Origin of the sequence: Serratia sp. LACPHL-BACT-2024-00286, assembly GCF_043109535.1 — a bacterium.
In the GTDB taxonomy this organism is placed as follows: Bacteria; Pseudomonadota; Gammaproteobacteria; order Enterobacterales; family Enterobacteriaceae; genus Serratia; species Serratia sarumanii.
Genome location: NZ_JBICNA010000001.1, coordinates 1,229,451 through 1,244,149 on the forward strand (window position 1 = coordinate 1,229,451; position 14,699 = coordinate 1,244,149).

The window sequence follows — 14,699 nt, forward strand, 5'->3', positions numbered from 1 at the left end:
ATTGATTAAAGATACCTGAATGAGCACTTCCGATAGCCGTAACCGTTCCTCATCCCCTCGTTATTCTCTGCCCGATCGCGCAGGCGATCTGCGCCAGCTGGGGCAACTGACCGGCGCGGCCTGCGCCGTGGAGTGCGCCGAGATCGTCGAACGCCACCCTGGCCCGGTGATGCTGATCGCGCCGGACATGCAAAACGCCCTGCGGCTGCGCGACGAGATCCAGCAGTTCACCGACCAGATGGTGACCACGCTGTCCGACTGGGAAACCCTGCCGTATGACAGCTTCTCGCCGCATCAGGAAATCATCTCGGATCGTTTGTCGAGCCTGTATCATCTGCCGACCATGGCGCGCGGCGTGATCATTTTGCCGGTCAATACCCTGATGCAGCGCGTCTGCCCGCACGAGTTCCTGCACGGCCACGCGCTGGTGATGAAGAAAGGCCAGCGCCTGTCGCGCGACAAGCTGCGCGCGCAGCTGGAACAGGCCGGCTATCGCAGCGTCGATCAGGTGATGGAGCACGGCGAATTCGCCACCCGCGGCGCGCTGCTCGATCTTTACCCGATGGGCAGCGATGAGCCTTACCGCATCGACTTTTTCGATGACGAAATCGACAGCCTGCGCATCTTCGACGTCGATACCCAGCGCACGCTGAGCGAAGTCGAGGCCATCAATCTGTTGCCGGCCCACGAGTTCCCCACCGACAAGAACGCCATCGAGCTGTTCCGCAGCCAGTGGCGCGAGCAGTTTGAGGTACGCCGCGACGCCGAACACATCTATCAGCAGGTCAGCAAAAGCGCCTGGCCGGCCGGCATCGAATACTGGCAGCCGCTGTTCTTCAGCCAGCCGCTGCCGTCGCTGTTCAGCTACCTGCCGGCCAACACGCTGATCGTCAATACCGGCGATCTGGAGGGCGCCGCCGAGCGCTTCTGGCAAGACGTCAACCAGCGTTACGAAAGCCGCCGCGTCGATCCGATGCGCCCGCTGCTGGCGCCGGATACGCTGTGGCTGCGCGTCGACGCGCTGTTCGGCGAGCTGAAGGCCTGGCCGCGCATCGCGCTGAAAACCGATGAGCTGCCGGCCAAGGCCGGCAATACCAATCTGGACTACCATGCCCTGCCCGATCTGGCGGTGCAGGCGCAGCATAAATCCCCGCTGGATAACCTGCGGCGCTTTATCGAAGGCTTCGACGGCAGCGTAATTTTCTCCGTCGAGAGCGAGGGGCGGCGTGAAACGCTGCAGGATCTGCTCGGCCGCATCAAGCTGGCGCCGGCGCTGATTCAACGCCTCGATCAGACGGAAACGGCGGGCCGTTACATGATGGTCGGCGCCGCGGAACACGGCTTCCTCGACGGCCTGCGCCGGCGGGTGCTGATCTGCGAAAGCGATCTGCTCGGCGAGCGCGTCAGCCGCCGCCGGCAGGACAACCGGCGCACCATCAACACCGATACCCTGATCCGCAACCTGGCGGAGCTGCATCCCGGCCAGCCGGTGGTGCACCTGGAGCACGGCGTCGGCCGCTACGTCGGCCTGACCACGCTGGAGGCCGGCGGCATCAAGGCCGAATACCTGATCCTCTCCTACGCCGGTGAGGACAAGCTGTACGTGCCGGTTTCTTCGCTGCATCTGATCAGCCGCTACGCCGGCGGCGCGGACGAAAACGCGCCGCTGCACAAACTGGGCGGTGACGCCTGGACGCGCGCGCGGCAGAAAGCGGCCGAGCGGGTGCGCGACGTGGCGGCGGAGCTGCTGGATATCTACGCCCAGCGCGCCGCCAAGGCCGGTTTCGCCTTCAAACACAACCGCGAACAGTATCAGCTGTTCTGCCAGAGCTTCCCGTTCGAAACCACGCCGGATCAGGAACAGGCGATCAATGCCGTATTGAGCGACATGTGTCAGCCGCTGGCGATGGATCGCCTGGTGTGCGGCGACGTCGGCTTCGGCAAAACCGAAGTGGCGATGCGCGCCGCCTTCCTGGCGGTGGAAAACGGCAAGCAGGTGGCGGTGCTGGTGCCGACCACCCTGCTGGCGCAGCAACACTTCGACAACTTCCGCGATCGCTTCGCCACCTGGCCGATCCGCATCGAGATGATGTCGCGCTTCCGCAGCGCCAAAGAGCAGCAGCAGGTGCTGGACGACGCGGCAGAAGGCAAGGTGGATATCATCATCGGCACCCACAAGCTGTTGCAGAGCGATCTGCGCTGGAAAGACCTGGGGCTGCTGATCGTCGATGAAGAGCACCGCTTCGGCGTGCGCCATAAGGAGCGCATCAAGGCGATGCGCGCCGACGTCGATATCCTGACGCTGACCGCCACGCCGATCCCGCGCACCCTGAACATGGCGATGAGCGGCATGCGCGATCTGTCGATCATCGCCACCCCGCCGGCGCGCCGCTTGGCGGTGAAGACCTTCGTGCGCGAATACGACAGCCTGGTGGTGCGCGAGGCGATCCTGCGCGAAGTGCTGCGCGGCGGCCAGGTTTACTACCTCTACAACGACGTGGAAAACATCGAGAAAGCGGCGCAGCGCCTGGCGGAGCTGGTGCCGGAAGCGCGCATCGCCATCGGCCACGGCCAGATGCGCGAGCGCGATCTGGAGCGGGTGATGAACGATTTCCACCACCAGCGCTTCAACGTGCTGGTGTGTACCACCATCATCGAAACCGGCATCGATATTCCCAGCGCCAACACCATCATCATCGAGCGCGCCGATCGCTTCGGCCTGGCGCAGCTGCACCAGCTGCGCGGCCGCGTCGGGCGCTCGCACCACCAGGCTTACGCCTATCTGCTGACGCCGAACCCGAAAGCCATGGGCACCGACGCCCATAAACGGCTCGAAGCCATCGCATCGCTGGAAGATCTCGGCGCCGGTTTCGCGCTGGCGACCCACGATCTGGAGATCCGCGGCGCCGGCGAGCTGCTGGGCGAAGACCAGAGCGGCCAGATGACCACCGTCGGCTTCTCGCTCTACATGGAGCTGCTGGAAAGCGCCGTCGATGCGTTGAAAAATGGCCGCGAACCGTCGCTGGAAGATCTCACCAGCAGCCAGACCGAGGTGGAACTGCGCATGCCGGCGCTGCTGCCGGAAGATTTCATTCCCGACGTCAATACCCGCCTGTCGCTGTACAAGCGCATCGCCAGCGCGAAGAGCGACGGCGAGCTGGATGAGCTGAAAGTCGAGCTGATCGACCGCTTCGGTCAGTTGCCGGACGCGGCACGCAACCTGTTGCAGTGCGCGGCGCTGCGCCTGCATGCGCAGAAGCTGGGCATCAAACGCATCGAGAGCAACGAGCGCGGCGGCTTTATCGAGTTCGGCGACAACAACCGCGTCGATCCCGGTTATCTGATTGGCCTGTTGCAGGGCAATCCGCAGGTTTACCGCCTGGACGGCCCGAGCAAGCTGAAGTTCACGCTCGATCTGGCCGATCGCCAAAAACGCCTGACGTTCACCGAAGAGCTGCTGGACGCCTTCCGCGAACACACGCTGGCGGCCTGAGGCCACGCGCCCCGCTCGCCGGGGCGCACACTCCCATCCCCGGCTGCGGCCGGGCGGTTCTATCTTATCGCCAAGCCTTCTATCCCTCCCCAGACGCTTCAGGCTACTCTGTGCCCTGTGTTATTGGGGGAGAACCGCATGAATATCGACGATGAACTGCAGGCGCTCAGCGAACAGGAAGCGACGCTGGCCTTTACCCATTTTGACGCCGCCACCGCCTGGGAACTGGGCGCGGCGCTGAAAACCGCCGCCGAGCGGCGCGGCCTGAGCATCGCCATCGAGATCCAACTGGCCGGGCAAACGCTGTTTTATTACGCCATGCCGGGCGCCACGCCGGACATTGCCGACTGGGTGCGGCGCAAGCGTAATCTGGTGAACCATTTTCACAAAAGCTCTTACGCCATCGGCCTGCGCCTGCAGCAGCGGCAAACGTCGCTGGAAGAGCGCTACGGGCTGAGCGTGCGCGACTATTCGGTGCACGGCGGCGCCTTCCCGCTCACCCTGACCGGCCTCGGCTGCGTCGGCAGCATCAGCATTTCCGGCGCGCCGCAGAAAGAAGACCATCAGCTGCTGGTGAGTACTTTAGCGAACTTTCTCGGCTTATCCCTGCCCGAACTCCACTAGCCGTTAAAACCTCGATTATTCCTTTCCTTTTCAGCCGCAGAATCTGCGGCTGACTTATCTGTTATCGGCATTTAGCGCCAAACAAAAGGGCGACTCTCCGATTTCCTGCGCCAAATTGACACAGGTCTGGTAATCCGCTGAACAAAAGGCGTATGGTATCTGTCACGTGACAAGACGGACCTCATCGGGCCCGCCATTCCTTTCACTTTTGAAGATTTGGTACGCACCGTAGATGAAAACGCATGAAATAAACAAAATTCGCCCCTTCAGCGCGCTGATAGACGCCTGCTGGCGGGAACCTTATAGCCTGGCGCGGTTGCTGAAAGACGCTATCGCCGGGATGACGGTCGGCATTATCGCCATCCCGCTGGCGATGGCGCTGGCGATCGCCAGCGGCGTGCCGCCGCAGTACGGCCTGTATACCGCCGCCATCGCCGGCATCGTCATCGCCGTCAGCGGCGGTTCGCGCTACAGCGTCTCCGGCCCCACCGCCGCCTTCGTGGTGATCCTGTATCCGGTTTCGCAGCAGTTCGGCCTGGCCGGCCTGCTGGTCGCCACGCTGATCTCCGGAGTATTTCTGCTGCTGATGGGGCTGGCGCGCCTGGGCCGGCTGATCGAGTACATTCCGCTGCCGGTGACGCTCGGCTTTACCTCCGGCATCGCCATCACCATCGCCACCATGCAGATCAAGGACTTCTTCGGCCTGCAGCTGGCGCACACGCCGGAAAATTACGTCGGCAAGCTGCACGCCCTGCTGCAGGCCCTGCCGACGCTGGATTTCGGCGATACCCTGATCGGCGCGGTGACGCTCCTGATCCTGATCTTCTGGCCCAAGCTCGGCCTGCGGGTGCCTGGCCACCTGCCGGCGCTGCTGGCGGGCACCGCGCTGATGGGGCTGCTGGCGCTGTTTGATCACCCGGTGGCGACCATCGGCTCGCGCTTCAGCTACCTGCTGGCCGACGGCAGCAGCGGCCTGGGCATCCCGCCGATCCTGCCGCAGTTGCTGCTGCCCTGGGATCTGCCGGGCGGCGGCGGGCAGCCGTTCACCCTGAGCTGGCAAACCGTTTCCGCCCTATTGCCGGCGGCGTTTTCGATGGCGATGCTCGGCGCGATCGAATCACTGCTGTGCGCGGTGGTGCTCGACGGCATGACCGGCAAGAAGCACAACTCGAACAGCGAACTGATCGGCCAGGGCGCGGGCAACATCATCGCGCCGTTCTTCGGCGGCATTACCGCCACCGCCGCGATTGCCCGTTCGGCGGCCAACGTGCGCGCCGGCGCCACCTCGCCGGTGTCCGCCATCATCCACGCGCTGCTGGTGCTGCTGGCGCTGCTGGTATTGGCGCCGTGGCTCTCTTACCTGCCGCTGGCGGCGATGGCGGCGCTGCTGCTGATGGTCGCCTGGAACATGAGCGAGGCGCACAAGGTGGTTTACCTGCTGCGCCGGGCGCCGAAGGACGACATTCTGGTGCTGCTGCTGTGCATGTCGCTGACGGTGCTGTTCGACATGGTGATCGCCATTACCGTGGGCATCGTGCTGGCGTCGCTGCTGTTTATGCGCCGTATCGCCCGTATGACAAAGCTGAGTGAGCTGAGCGCCGACCACGGCCGCCTGGTGCTGCGGGTGAACGGCCCGCTGTTCTTCGCCGCCGCCGAGCGCATCTTTACCGAACTGCTGGCGCGCAGCGAAGGCTACCGCACGATCGTGCTGCAGTGGGATGCAGTGCCGGTGCTCGACGCCGGCGGCCTGAGCGCCCTGCGGCGCTTTATCGACGAGCTGCCGGCGGACAAAAAGCTGGTGATCACCGACGTGCCGTTCCAGCCGCTGAAAACCTTGGCGCGCGCACGGGTACAACCGATCGAGGGCCGCCTGCAGTTCTACCCGACGCTGCCGGAAGCGCTGGCGGCCACCGGTGCCTAAACGTAAAAAAGCCCGACGAGTCGGGCTTTTTTTATGGTGACGAGCGCTTAGTTGCTGGTATCCAGCTCCGGGAAGCTCTTCACCAGGTCGTCGATGGCTTTCATCTGCGCCAGGAACGGCTCCAGCTTGTCCAGCGGCAGCGCGGACGGGCCGTCGCACTTGGCGTTGTTCGGATCCGGGTGCGCTTCGAGGAACAGACCGGCCAGGCCGACCGCCATGCCGGCGCGCGCCAGCTCGGCCACCTGAGCGCGACGGCCACCGGACGCGGCGCCGAACGGATCGCGGGTCTGCAGCGCGTGGGTCACGTCGAAGATCACCGGATGGCCGCCGGTCACGTTTTTCATCACGTTGATGCCCAGCATGTCGACCACCAGGTTGTCATAGCCAAAGTTGCTGCCGCGATCGCACAGGATCACCTGGTCGTTGCCGCCCTCTTTGAACTTGTCGACGATATTGCCCATCTGCCCCGGGCTGACGAACTGCGGCTTCTTGACGTTGATCACCGCGCCGGTTTTCGCCATCGCTTCCACCAGATCGGTCTGGCGCGCCAGGAAGGCCGGCAGCTGGATCACGTCAACCACTTCGGAAACCGGCTGCGCCTGCGCCGCTTCATGCACGTCGGTGATGATTTTCACGCCGAAGGTTTTTTTCAGCTCTTCGAAGATCTTCATCCCTTCTTCCAGGCCCGGACCGCGGTACGAGTGGATGGAAGAGCGGTTGGCCTTGTCGAAAGAGGCCTTGAATACGTAAGGAATGCCCAGTTTTTGCGTCACGGTGACGTAGTGTTCGCAGATGCTCATCGCCAGATCGCGCGATTCCAGCACGTTCATACCGCCAAACAGCACAAACGGCAGATCGTTTGCTACGTCGATATCGCCAATGCTAACCACTTTCTGTTTCATGCTTTCGCCTTTGTTAAGGTTGTAACCGTCGCCTTGCACACTGCGCGGAGTCATTGAATTAATGCAGCGTCACCTGTTTCGGCTCAATCGAATGGATCTGCACTTTGATCACTTCGCTGACCGGGTCTTCAGGACACTGCTCGACAAAATAGTTGAGATCGGAAATCGCGATATGGTTGCACTCCAGCTGGGCGTAAATCAGCCCGCGGTCGCGGATCTCGTACGGATCTTCCGGATCGAAGCACAGCACCGTTTCGCTGGTGCGCAGCGCCATTTCCAGCTGTTTTTCTTCCATCAGGGCGGCCTTCAGCGTATCGAGCATCTTGCGCACCACCATGATGTTTTCCGACTCGTCGAGGTCGTCGTCTTCCAGCTCGGCGCCCAGCCCCAGGTTGCCCTTGATCCACACTTCCAGCTGGTGTTCGCTCAGGGTTTCGCCGTTAAGCGGGTTGATCAGCCACAGCTCCTCGTCCAGCCAGTCGGCGCGCAGGATCAGCTGAGTGGGGAAAATCACCGGCAGCAGCGGCAGATCCAGCGCGTTGGCGATGTGCAGGAAAATGGTGCCCAGCGAGACCGGCGTGCCCTGCCGCCCTTCCAGCACCTTGTCCAGCCAGATGGCGTCCGACAGGCGGTACACGCCGCTGGCGCCGCCGAAGCCCCAGGTCTTGTAAAACAGCTCGATGAGCGCATCCAGTTGCTGCTCCTGAGTGATATCGGCCGGCACCACCGCGCGCGCTTCGTCTACCAGCTGTTGCAGCTTGCGCTCCACGTCGGCAGCCGGGAAATCGCGCCGCACCGACTGCGACACCAGGATCACCCCTTCGCTCAGCGGCGAGGCGTTAAATTCAAAATCAGCAATGCTACTCATAGGTATCCCATCAGAAACGGTATTTTCGTCGTGGCAAGTTTAATTATCAGGTACAGGCAGCCCAACGCCAGCACGAACGCCACGGTTCGCAGCCGCTGACTTTTGGTCTTCTTGCCCAATGCGACGTAGCCAAGCAGGATATAGATAATAACGCCAAACAGCTTCTCGGTCAGCCATGAGTCCATACCCAGCAGCGGATAAAACCCGAACGTCACTACCAGCGCGATGCCGCTGACGAACAGCAGCGTGTCGTTCAGGTGCGGCGCTACCTTGACCCAGCGGCGGCCCATGATCGGCGAGCGGCGCCACTGCCAAAAGAAACGCAGCACAAACAAGGTAATACTGATGGCGACCGTCAGCAAATGGAAATGTTTCAACGCGGTGTATGCAGTCATGATGCTCCCTTAAATGGCCCGGGCGTCGTTATTATCAGTGGCGATTATCCCGGCCATTGGCCGAGCGTCACGCGGTCGTTGTCGCCGTAATCGCGGTGGGTGGCGACAGCGGAAAATCCGGCGGCCTGCAGCAGCGCGCGCACGCTCTCGCCCTGCTGCCAGCCATGTTCCAACAGCAGCCAACCCTGCGGCTGCAAATGGTGCGGCGCCTGGCTCACGATGGCGGCCAGATCCGCCAGCCCATGATCGGCGGCGACCAGCGCGCTGCCCGGCTCGAAGCGCACGTCGCCCTGCGACAAATGCGGATCGGCGGCGTCGATATAGGGCGGATTGCTGGCGATCAGCGCGAAGCGTTGCCCCGCCACCGGCGCAAACCAGCTGCCCTGTAAAAATCGGACGTTGTCGATCTTCAGCTTGCGCGCATTATGTTGCGCCAGCGCGACCGCCTCCGGCTGCACATCGACGCCGATTGCCGAACAATCCGGGCGCTCGCTGGCCAGCGCCAGCGCGATGGCGCCGGTGCCGGTGCCGAGATCGAGGAAATGGCAGGGTTGCGGCGGCAGACGCGCCAGCGCCAATTCCACCAGGCATTCGGTATCCGGGCGTGGGATCAGCGTTGCGGGCGAAACCGACAGCGGCAGCGACCAAAACTCGCGCTCGCCCACCAGATAGGCCACCGGCTCACCGCGCTCGCGGCGCGCCAGCAGCGTCTCCAGTTGCTGTTGCTGCGGCGGCGTCAGCAGGGTTTCACCGAACGCCATCAGGAAGGTCCTGGCCTTGCCGGTCACGAAACCCAACAGGATTTCCGCGTCGCGCCGGGCGCTGTCGCTGTGGGTCAAACGCGCGGCGGCGGCTTTCAGCCAGTGTTGATAGTCCATCACTCTTGCTCGGCGGACAGCGCAGCCAGCTGGTCGGCCTGATACTCCTGCACGATCGGCTGGATCAGCATGTCCAGTTTGCCTTCCATCACCTCGTCCAGACGGTAGAGCGTCAGGTTGATGCGGTGGTCGGTCACCCGCCCCTGCGGGAAGTTGTAGGTGCGATTGCGGTCGGAACGATCGCCGCTGCCCAGCAGGTTGCGGCGAGTGGACGCCTCGGCCTGCTGGCGCTTGGCCATCTCGGCGGCGCGAATGCGCGCGCCCAGCACCGACATCGCCTTGGCTTTGTTTTTGTGCTGTGAACGTTCGTCCTGGCACTCCACCACGATGCCGGTCGGCAGGTGGGTGATGCGGATCGCCGAGTCTGTGGTGTTAACGTGCTGGCCGCCGGCGCCGGAGGAGCGGAAAGTGTCGATTTTCAGATCGCCCGGGTTGATGTCCGGCAGCTCGGCTTCCGGCACTTCCGGCATCACCGCCACGGTGCAGGCGGAGGTGTGGATGCGCCCCTGGGATTCGGTTTCCGGCACGCGCTGCACGCGGTGGCCGCCGGATTCAAACTTCAGCTGGCCGTACACGCCATCGCCGGAGACTTTGGCGATCACTTCCTTGAAGCCGCCGTGCTCGCCTTCGTTGGCGCTCATCACCTCGACGCGCCAGCGGCGGCCTTCGGCGTAACGACTGTACATGCGGAACAGATCGCCGGCGAAGATCGCCGCCTCATCGCCGCCGGTGCCGGCGCGCACTTCGAGGAAGCAGCTGCGCTCATCGTCCGGATCTTTCGGCAGCAGCAACACCTGCAGCTGCTGCTCCAGCTCTTCGCTGGCCGCCCGCGCCTGTTTCAGCTCTTCCTGCGCCATCTCGCGCATCTCCGGATCGTCCAGCATCATTTCCGCCGTCTCCAGATCCTCCTGCACCTGACGCCATTCCAGGAAGCAGCGGCTGACGTCGGTCAGCTGCGCGTATTCTCGCGACAGCGCGCGGAACCGGTCTTGGTCGGCGATAACACCGGCATCGCCGAGCAGCGCCTGCACTTCTTCATGGCGCTCTTGTAACGCTTCCAGTTTGGCAACAATAGAAGGCTTCATGCGTGGTAATAAACCCTGTTAATAGAGAAAACTAATGCTGATCCAGCCCGAGGCTGTCGCGTAATAACTGCAACCGCTCCACGTCGCCGTCGCCGGCGGCCTGCTGGAGGGATTTGGTGGGGGCATGAATAAGACGGTTGGTCAGTTTATGGGCCAGCTCGTGTATCACCTGCTCCACGTTGGCGCCCTGCGCGATGGCGGCCAGCGCTTTGGCCTCCATCTCTGCGCGAATTTGGTCGGCCTGCGAACGGTAGTCGCGGATGGTTTCCACCGCGCCCTGCGAGCGCAGCCAGGCCATGAAGTTGGTACTTTCCTGCTGCACGATCGACTCCGCCTGCACCGCCGCCGCTTTGCGCTGCGCCAGGTTGCTTTGAATGATGGCGTGCAGATCGTCCACGCTGTACAGATAGGCGTTGGCCAGTTTGCCGACCTCCGGCTCGATGTCGCGCGGTACGGCGATATCCACCAGCAGCATCGGCTGGTTGCGGCGCGCCTTCAGCGCGCGCTCCACCATCCCCTTGCCGATGATCGGCAGCGGGCTGGCGGTGGAACTGATGATGATGTCGGCGTCCGCCAGACGTTCGTCGATCTCAGGCAGGGTGATCACTTCCGCGCCGACCTCGTCCGCCAGCAGCTGCGCGCGCTCGCGGGTGCGGTTGGCGATGATCATGTGCCGCACTTTATGCTCGCGCAGGTGGCGCGCCACCAGCTCGATGGTTTCGCCGGCGCCCACCAGCAATACGTTGAGATCGGCCAGCGATTCGAAGATCTGGCGCGCCAGCGTACAGGCGGCGAACGCCACGGAGACCGCGCTGGCGCCGATGTCGGTTTCGGTGCGCACGCGCTTGGCGACGGAGAAGGATTTCTGGAACAGACGCTCCAGCTCGCCGGACAGCGACTGGCCGCGTTGCGACTCGGCGAAGGCCTTTTTCACCTGGCCGAGGATCTGCGGTTCGCCCAGTACCAATGAGTCCAACCCGCTGGCCACCCGCATCAGGTGGCTGACCGCGTCGTTGCCCTGATGCCAGTACAGGCTTTTCTTCACCTCTTCCGGGCGCAGGTTGTGGTAGGCGCACAGCCAGGCGACCAGCTGCTCGTGCATGTGTTCCTGCTGCTCTACGCTGAGGTACAGCTCGGTGCGGTTGCAGGTGGACAACACGACGCCGCCCTGCACCAACGGTTGTTGGAGCAAGCTGGTCAGCGCCTCATCGATGGACTCTGGCGAGAAGGTCACCCTTTCACGCAGAGAAACCGGAGCGGTTTTGTGATTTATACCTAACGCCAGCAGGGTCATTGCTTCGAGTAATACTTATCTTGGTACGGGTTCTCGTTGAACGGCATTCTACTTGATGCGCGGGATCAATAAAAGTAACAACCGCATCTTCCGTTCAATCGCTGTCATAGATGACATCAATTAATGAATAAGCAATAAATACAGCAGGATAAATAGTCATGAGGTAGGTCGATTGCTTAAATTTTAGCGCAGTTTGCGATAACGCGCACGCTATTCGGCGTACACAACGGCGGCGTTTGCGCAACGAAGGCACCGCTTATCGGGCGCACCTCCCCCGCCTTCAGGCGATTGTGTTACGCTTAATGGCGACCCCGACGCGCGTGCCGGGTTGGCATTGCGCCGGTAAAAGCGGCAAGATTCAACGCGATGCAGCAAAAAATTGACGCGCCGCCGCCGCCCCGTTAGCGTGAGCGCTGAATCCGGGTTTCGTCGCGCATGCCCGCAAGGACAAAAGGACAAGAGAAAGTTATGCCAATACGCAAAGTTAGTTTGCTCCGTCTGATCCCGCTGGCCAGCCTGGTGCTGGCCGCCTGTACCACCACCAAGCCGACCGGCCCGGCCACCAGCCCGACCTCACCGCAGTGGCGCGCCCATGAGCAGGCGGTGCAGCAGCTCAGCACCTATCAGACCCGCGGCTCCTTCGCCTACTTGTCTGATCAGAAAAAAGTCTACGCCCGCTTCTTCTGGCAGCAGTTCTCGCCGGAGCGCTACCGCCTGCTGCTGACCAACCCGCTCGGCAGCACGGAAATGGATCTCAACGTGCAGAAAAACGTGGTGCAACTGACCGACAACCAGGGCAAACGCTACGTCAGCGACAACCCGGAAGAGATGATCCGCAAGCTGACCGGCATGGCGATCCCGCTGAACAACCTGCGCCAGTGGATGCTCGGCCTGCCGGGCGAAGCCAGCGATTTTGCGCTGGATGACCAATATCGCCTGAGCAAGCTGACCTACCAGCAAGGCGGCCAGACCTGGAAAGTGGATTACCAGGGCTACAGCAACGAGGTGCAGCCGACGCTGCCAAACCGCCTGGAGCTGCAGCAGGGCGACCAGCGCATCAAGCTGAAAATGGACAACTGGACGCTCAAATGATCCGCCAGTGGCCCTCCCCCGCGAAACTCAACCTGTTTTTGTACATCACCGGCCGTCGTGAAGACGGCTATCACCTGCTGCAGACGCTGTTCCAGTTTTTGGACTACGGCGACACCCTGACCATTGACCCGCGCCAGGACGATCGCATTCATCTGCTGACGCCGGTCGACGGCGTGCCGGACGAGCAGAACCTGATCGTGCGCGCCGCCCGCCTTCTGCAGCGCTATTGCGATGAACGCGGCCTGCAGACCGCACCGCGCGGCGCCGACATCAGCATCGACAAACGCCTGCCGATGGGCGGCGGCTTGGGTGGCGGCTCCTCCAACGCCGCCACCGTGCTGGTGGCGCTGAACGAACTGTGGCGCTGCGGTCTTGGCGACGACCAACTGGCCGAGCTGGGGCTCAGCCTCGGCGCCGACGTGCCGGTGTTCGTGCGCGGCCACGCCGCCTTCGCCGAAGGCATCGGCGAGCGCCTGCAACCGGCCGAGCCGCAGGAAAAGTGGTATCTGGTGGCGCATCCCGGCGTCGGCATCCCGACGCCGGTTATCTTCGGCGACCCCGAATTGAAAAGAGACACCCCGGTTCGCTCCTTAAGTGAGCTGTTGCAGGCGCCGTACGCAAATGATTGCGAACCGATCGCAAGAAAACGTTTTCGCGAGGTTGAACAGCTTCTTTCATGGCTGTTAGAATACGCCCCGTCACGCCTGACTGGCACAGGTGCTTGTGTGTTTGCTGAATTCGACACAGAAATCGCCGCCCGTCAGGTGTTAAATCAAGCCCCGGAGTGGTTGTGTGGTTTTGTAGCGCGCGGCGTTAACGTCTCCCCACTACATCGCATTCGTTCCGGGCGGTTTGAGTCGTAGCTCAACGTTTCGCTGCGCAGGGTCATGCACACCTGGCCCTGTTATCCCTGCGCTGCCTGCGGTCTCAATTTTAGTTTTACATACCCGTATGTATATTGCGCCGGCGTCGCCGACTGCCCCTTGGCGATGTCGTATGACAATATCTTCTCTGGACGCAAGCCTGAGGTTCTTCTCGTGCCTGATATGAAGCTTTTTGCTGGTAACGCCACCCCGGAACTAGCACAACGTATTGCCAACCGTTTGTACACCAGCCTTGGTGACGCCGCTGTAGGTCGTTTTAGCGACGGCGAAGTGAGCGTGCAAATCAACGAAAATGTACGCGGCGGTGATATTTTCATCATCCAGTCCACCTGTGCTCCGACCAACGACAACCTGATGGAACTGGTTGTGATGGTCGACGCCCTGCGTCGCGCCTCCGCAGGTCGTATTACCGCCGTTATCCCTTACTTCGGCTATGCCCGCCAGGATCGCCGCGTGCGTTCCGCGCGTGTGCCGATCACCGCCAAGGTGGTTGCCGATTTCCTCTCCAGCGTAGGGGTTGACCGCGTTCTGACGGTGGATCTGCATGCTGAGCAGATTCAAGGCTTCTTCGACGTTCCGGTAGACAACGTGTTCGGCAGCCCGATCCTGCTGGAAGACATGCTGCAGCAGAACCTGGAAAACCCGATCGTGGTTTCCCCGGACATCGGCGGCGTAGTGCGTGCCCGCGCCATCGCCAAACTGCTGAACGACACCGATATGGCCATCATCGACAAACGCCGCCCGCGCGCGAACGTTTCTCAGGTGATGCACATCATCGGTGACGTGGCAGGCCGCGACTGCGTGCTGGTCGACGACATGATCGACACCGGCGGTACCTTGTGCAAAGCGGCTGAAGCGTTGAAAGAACGCGGTGCCAAGCGCGTATTCGCCTACGCGACGCACCCGATCTTCTCCGGCAACGCCGTGGACAACATCAAGAACTCGGTGATTGATGAAGTGATCGTCTGCGACACCATTCCGCTGTCGCCGGAAATCAAGGCACTGAAAAACGTTCGCACTCTGACCCTGTCCGGCATGCTGGCTGAAGCCATCCGCCGCATCAGCAACGAAGAGTCGATCTCTGCAATGTTCGAGCATTGATGCGTCGTCTTTCCGGTGCGGCGCCCACCGCGCCGGAAAGATAGCGTGCCCGACAAAAGAAAAACCCGTTGGTGCGTGAGCAACAACGGGTTTTCTACTCGTAGTCCAACATGACCTCAAACCTTAATGCACGGCAGATTTTCCCTTGCCCTGCTCTCGCTT

General features: G+C 62.2%; 12 protein-coding genes. 6 read left to right on the forward strand and 6 right to left on the reverse strand.

Features of this window, described 5'->3' with window-relative positions; genetic code table 11:
• The first annotated feature begins 19 nt into the window (after window positions 1-19).
• The 3 genes from mfd to dauA all read left to right on the forward strand — a co-directional run bounded on the left by mfd (window position 20) and on the right by dauA (window position 6,038).
• Window positions 20-3,493 (forward strand): transcription-repair coupling factor, encoded by a 3,474-nt coding sequence (gene mfd, locus ACF8MC_RS05845; protein WP_164105085.1) that lies wholly within the window; start codon window positions 20-22, stop codon window positions 3,491-3,493.
• A gap of 138 nt (window positions 3,494-3,631) precedes the next feature.
• Window positions 3,632-4,117, forward strand: a complete 486-nt coding sequence (locus ACF8MC_RS05850) for a heme-degrading domain-containing protein (protein ID WP_033646386.1) — start codon at window positions 3,632-3,634, stop codon at window positions 4,115-4,117.
• A gap of 232 nt (window positions 4,118-4,349) precedes the next feature.
• Window positions 4,350-6,038: a C4-dicarboxylic acid transporter DauA gene (gene dauA / locus ACF8MC_RS05855; protein ID WP_164105084.1), complete on the forward strand. Its 1,689-nt coding sequence runs from the start codon at window positions 4,350-4,352 to the stop codon at window positions 6,036-6,038.
• Between the two features lie 47 nt (window positions 6,039-6,085).
• Here dauA and kdsA read toward each other — a convergent pair whose 3' ends face one another.
• From kdsA to hemA, 6 genes are read right to left on the reverse strand one after another with little or no spacing between them, the layout of a single operon-like run.
• Window positions 6,086-6,940: a 3-deoxy-8-phosphooctulonate synthase gene (gene kdsA / locus ACF8MC_RS05860; RefSeq protein WP_004941087.1), complete on the reverse strand. Its 855-nt coding sequence runs from the start codon at window positions 6,938-6,940 to the stop codon at window positions 6,086-6,088.
• A 58-nt stretch (window positions 6,941-6,998) separates the two neighbouring features.
• Window positions 6,999-7,808 (reverse strand): invasion regulator SirB1, encoded by an 810-nt coding sequence (sirB1, locus tag ACF8MC_RS05865; RefSeq protein WP_033653850.1) that lies wholly within the window; start codon window positions 7,806-7,808, stop codon window positions 6,999-7,001.
• The gene (locus tag ACF8MC_RS05870) at window positions 7,805-8,206 is read right to left on the reverse strand and encodes a SirB2 family protein (protein ID WP_170310367.1); all 402 of its coding nucleotides are present in this window, start codon (window positions 8,204-8,206) and stop codon (window positions 7,805-7,807) included. The genes sirB1 and ACF8MC_RS05870 overlap by 4 nt, the downstream gene beginning before the upstream one ends.
• A 41-nt stretch (window positions 8,207-8,247) precedes the next feature.
• On the reverse strand, window positions 8,248-9,081 hold the full coding sequence (gene prmC, locus ACF8MC_RS05875) for a peptide chain release factor N(5)-glutamine methyltransferase (protein ID WP_049235120.1): 834 nt from the start codon (window positions 9,079-9,081) through the stop codon (window positions 8,248-8,250).
• A complete protein-coding gene (prfA, locus tag ACF8MC_RS05880; RefSeq protein ID WP_033646391.1) occupies window positions 9,081-10,166 on the reverse strand; it encodes a peptide chain release factor 1 in 1,086 nt (361 codons plus the stop codon). Before prfA ends, prmC begins: the two co-directional genes overlap by 1 nt.
• Window positions 10,167-10,197: 31 nt before the next feature.
• Window positions 10,198-11,460 (reverse strand): glutamyl-tRNA reductase, encoded by a 1,263-nt coding sequence (gene hemA / locus ACF8MC_RS05885; protein ID WP_033638164.1) that lies wholly within the window; start codon window positions 11,458-11,460, stop codon window positions 10,198-10,200.
• Between the two features lie 468 nt (window positions 11,461-11,928).
• Here hemA and lolB point away from each other — a divergent pair, with 468 nt between their 5' ends.
• The 3 genes from lolB to prs all read left to right on the forward strand — a co-directional run bounded on the left by lolB (window position 11,929) and on the right by prs (window position 14,537).
• Complete coding sequence (lolB, locus tag ACF8MC_RS05890; protein WP_025302493.1) at window positions 11,929-12,552, forward strand: lipoprotein insertase outer membrane protein LolB; 624 nt, start codon at window positions 11,929-11,931, stop codon at window positions 12,550-12,552.
• Window positions 12,549-13,415 (forward strand): 4-(cytidine 5'-diphospho)-2-C-methyl-D-erythritol kinase, encoded by an 867-nt coding sequence (ispE, locus tag ACF8MC_RS05895; RefSeq protein ID WP_033638162.1) that lies wholly within the window; start codon window positions 12,549-12,551, stop codon window positions 13,413-13,415. The genes lolB and ispE overlap by 4 nt, the downstream gene beginning before the upstream one ends.
• A 174-nt stretch (window positions 13,416-13,589) precedes the next feature.
• Window positions 13,590-14,537 carry a ribose-phosphate diphosphokinase gene (prs, locus tag ACF8MC_RS05900; RefSeq protein WP_004941061.1) on the forward strand — a complete coding sequence of 316 codons (948 nt, stop codon included), beginning with the start codon at window positions 13,590-13,592 and terminating at the stop codon, window positions 14,535-14,537.
• Window positions 14,538-14,699 lie beyond the last annotated feature (162 nt).

Coding starts and splice junctions, on each gene's coding strand:
- kdsA (WP_004941087.1), bottom strand. CDS start 6,940: ATGAAACAGAAAGTGGTTAGCATTGGCGATATCGACGTAGCAAACGAT.
- dauA (WP_164105084.1), top strand. CDS start 4,350: ATGAAAACGCATGAAATAAACAAAATTCGCCCCTTCAGCGCGCTGATA.
- mfd (WP_164105085.1), top strand. CDS start 20: ATGAGCACTTCCGATAGCCGTAACCGTTCCTCATCCCCTCGTTATTCT.
- hemA (WP_033638164.1), bottom strand. CDS start 11,460: ATGACCCTGCTGGCGTTAGGTATAAATCACAAAACCGCTCCGGTTTCT.
- ispE (WP_033638162.1), top strand. CDS start 12,549: ATGATCCGCCAGTGGCCCTCCCCCGCGAAACTCAACCTGTTTTTGTAC.
- prmC (WP_049235120.1), bottom strand. CDS start 9,081: ATGGACTATCAACACTGGCTGAAAGCCGCCGCCGCGCGTTTGACCCAC.
- prfA (WP_033646391.1), bottom strand. CDS start 10,166: ATGAAGCCTTCTATTGTTGCCAAACTGGAAGCGTTACAAGAGCGCCAT.
- sirB1 (WP_033653850.1), bottom strand. CDS start 7,808: ATGAGTAGCATTGCTGATTTTGAATTTAACGCCTCGCCGCTGAGCGAA.
- lolB (WP_025302493.1), top strand. CDS start 11,929: ATGCCAATACGCAAAGTTAGTTTGCTCCGTCTGATCCCGCTGGCCAGC.
- ACF8MC_RS05850 (WP_033646386.1), top strand. CDS start 3,632: ATGAATATCGACGATGAACTGCAGGCGCTCAGCGAACAGGAAGCGACG.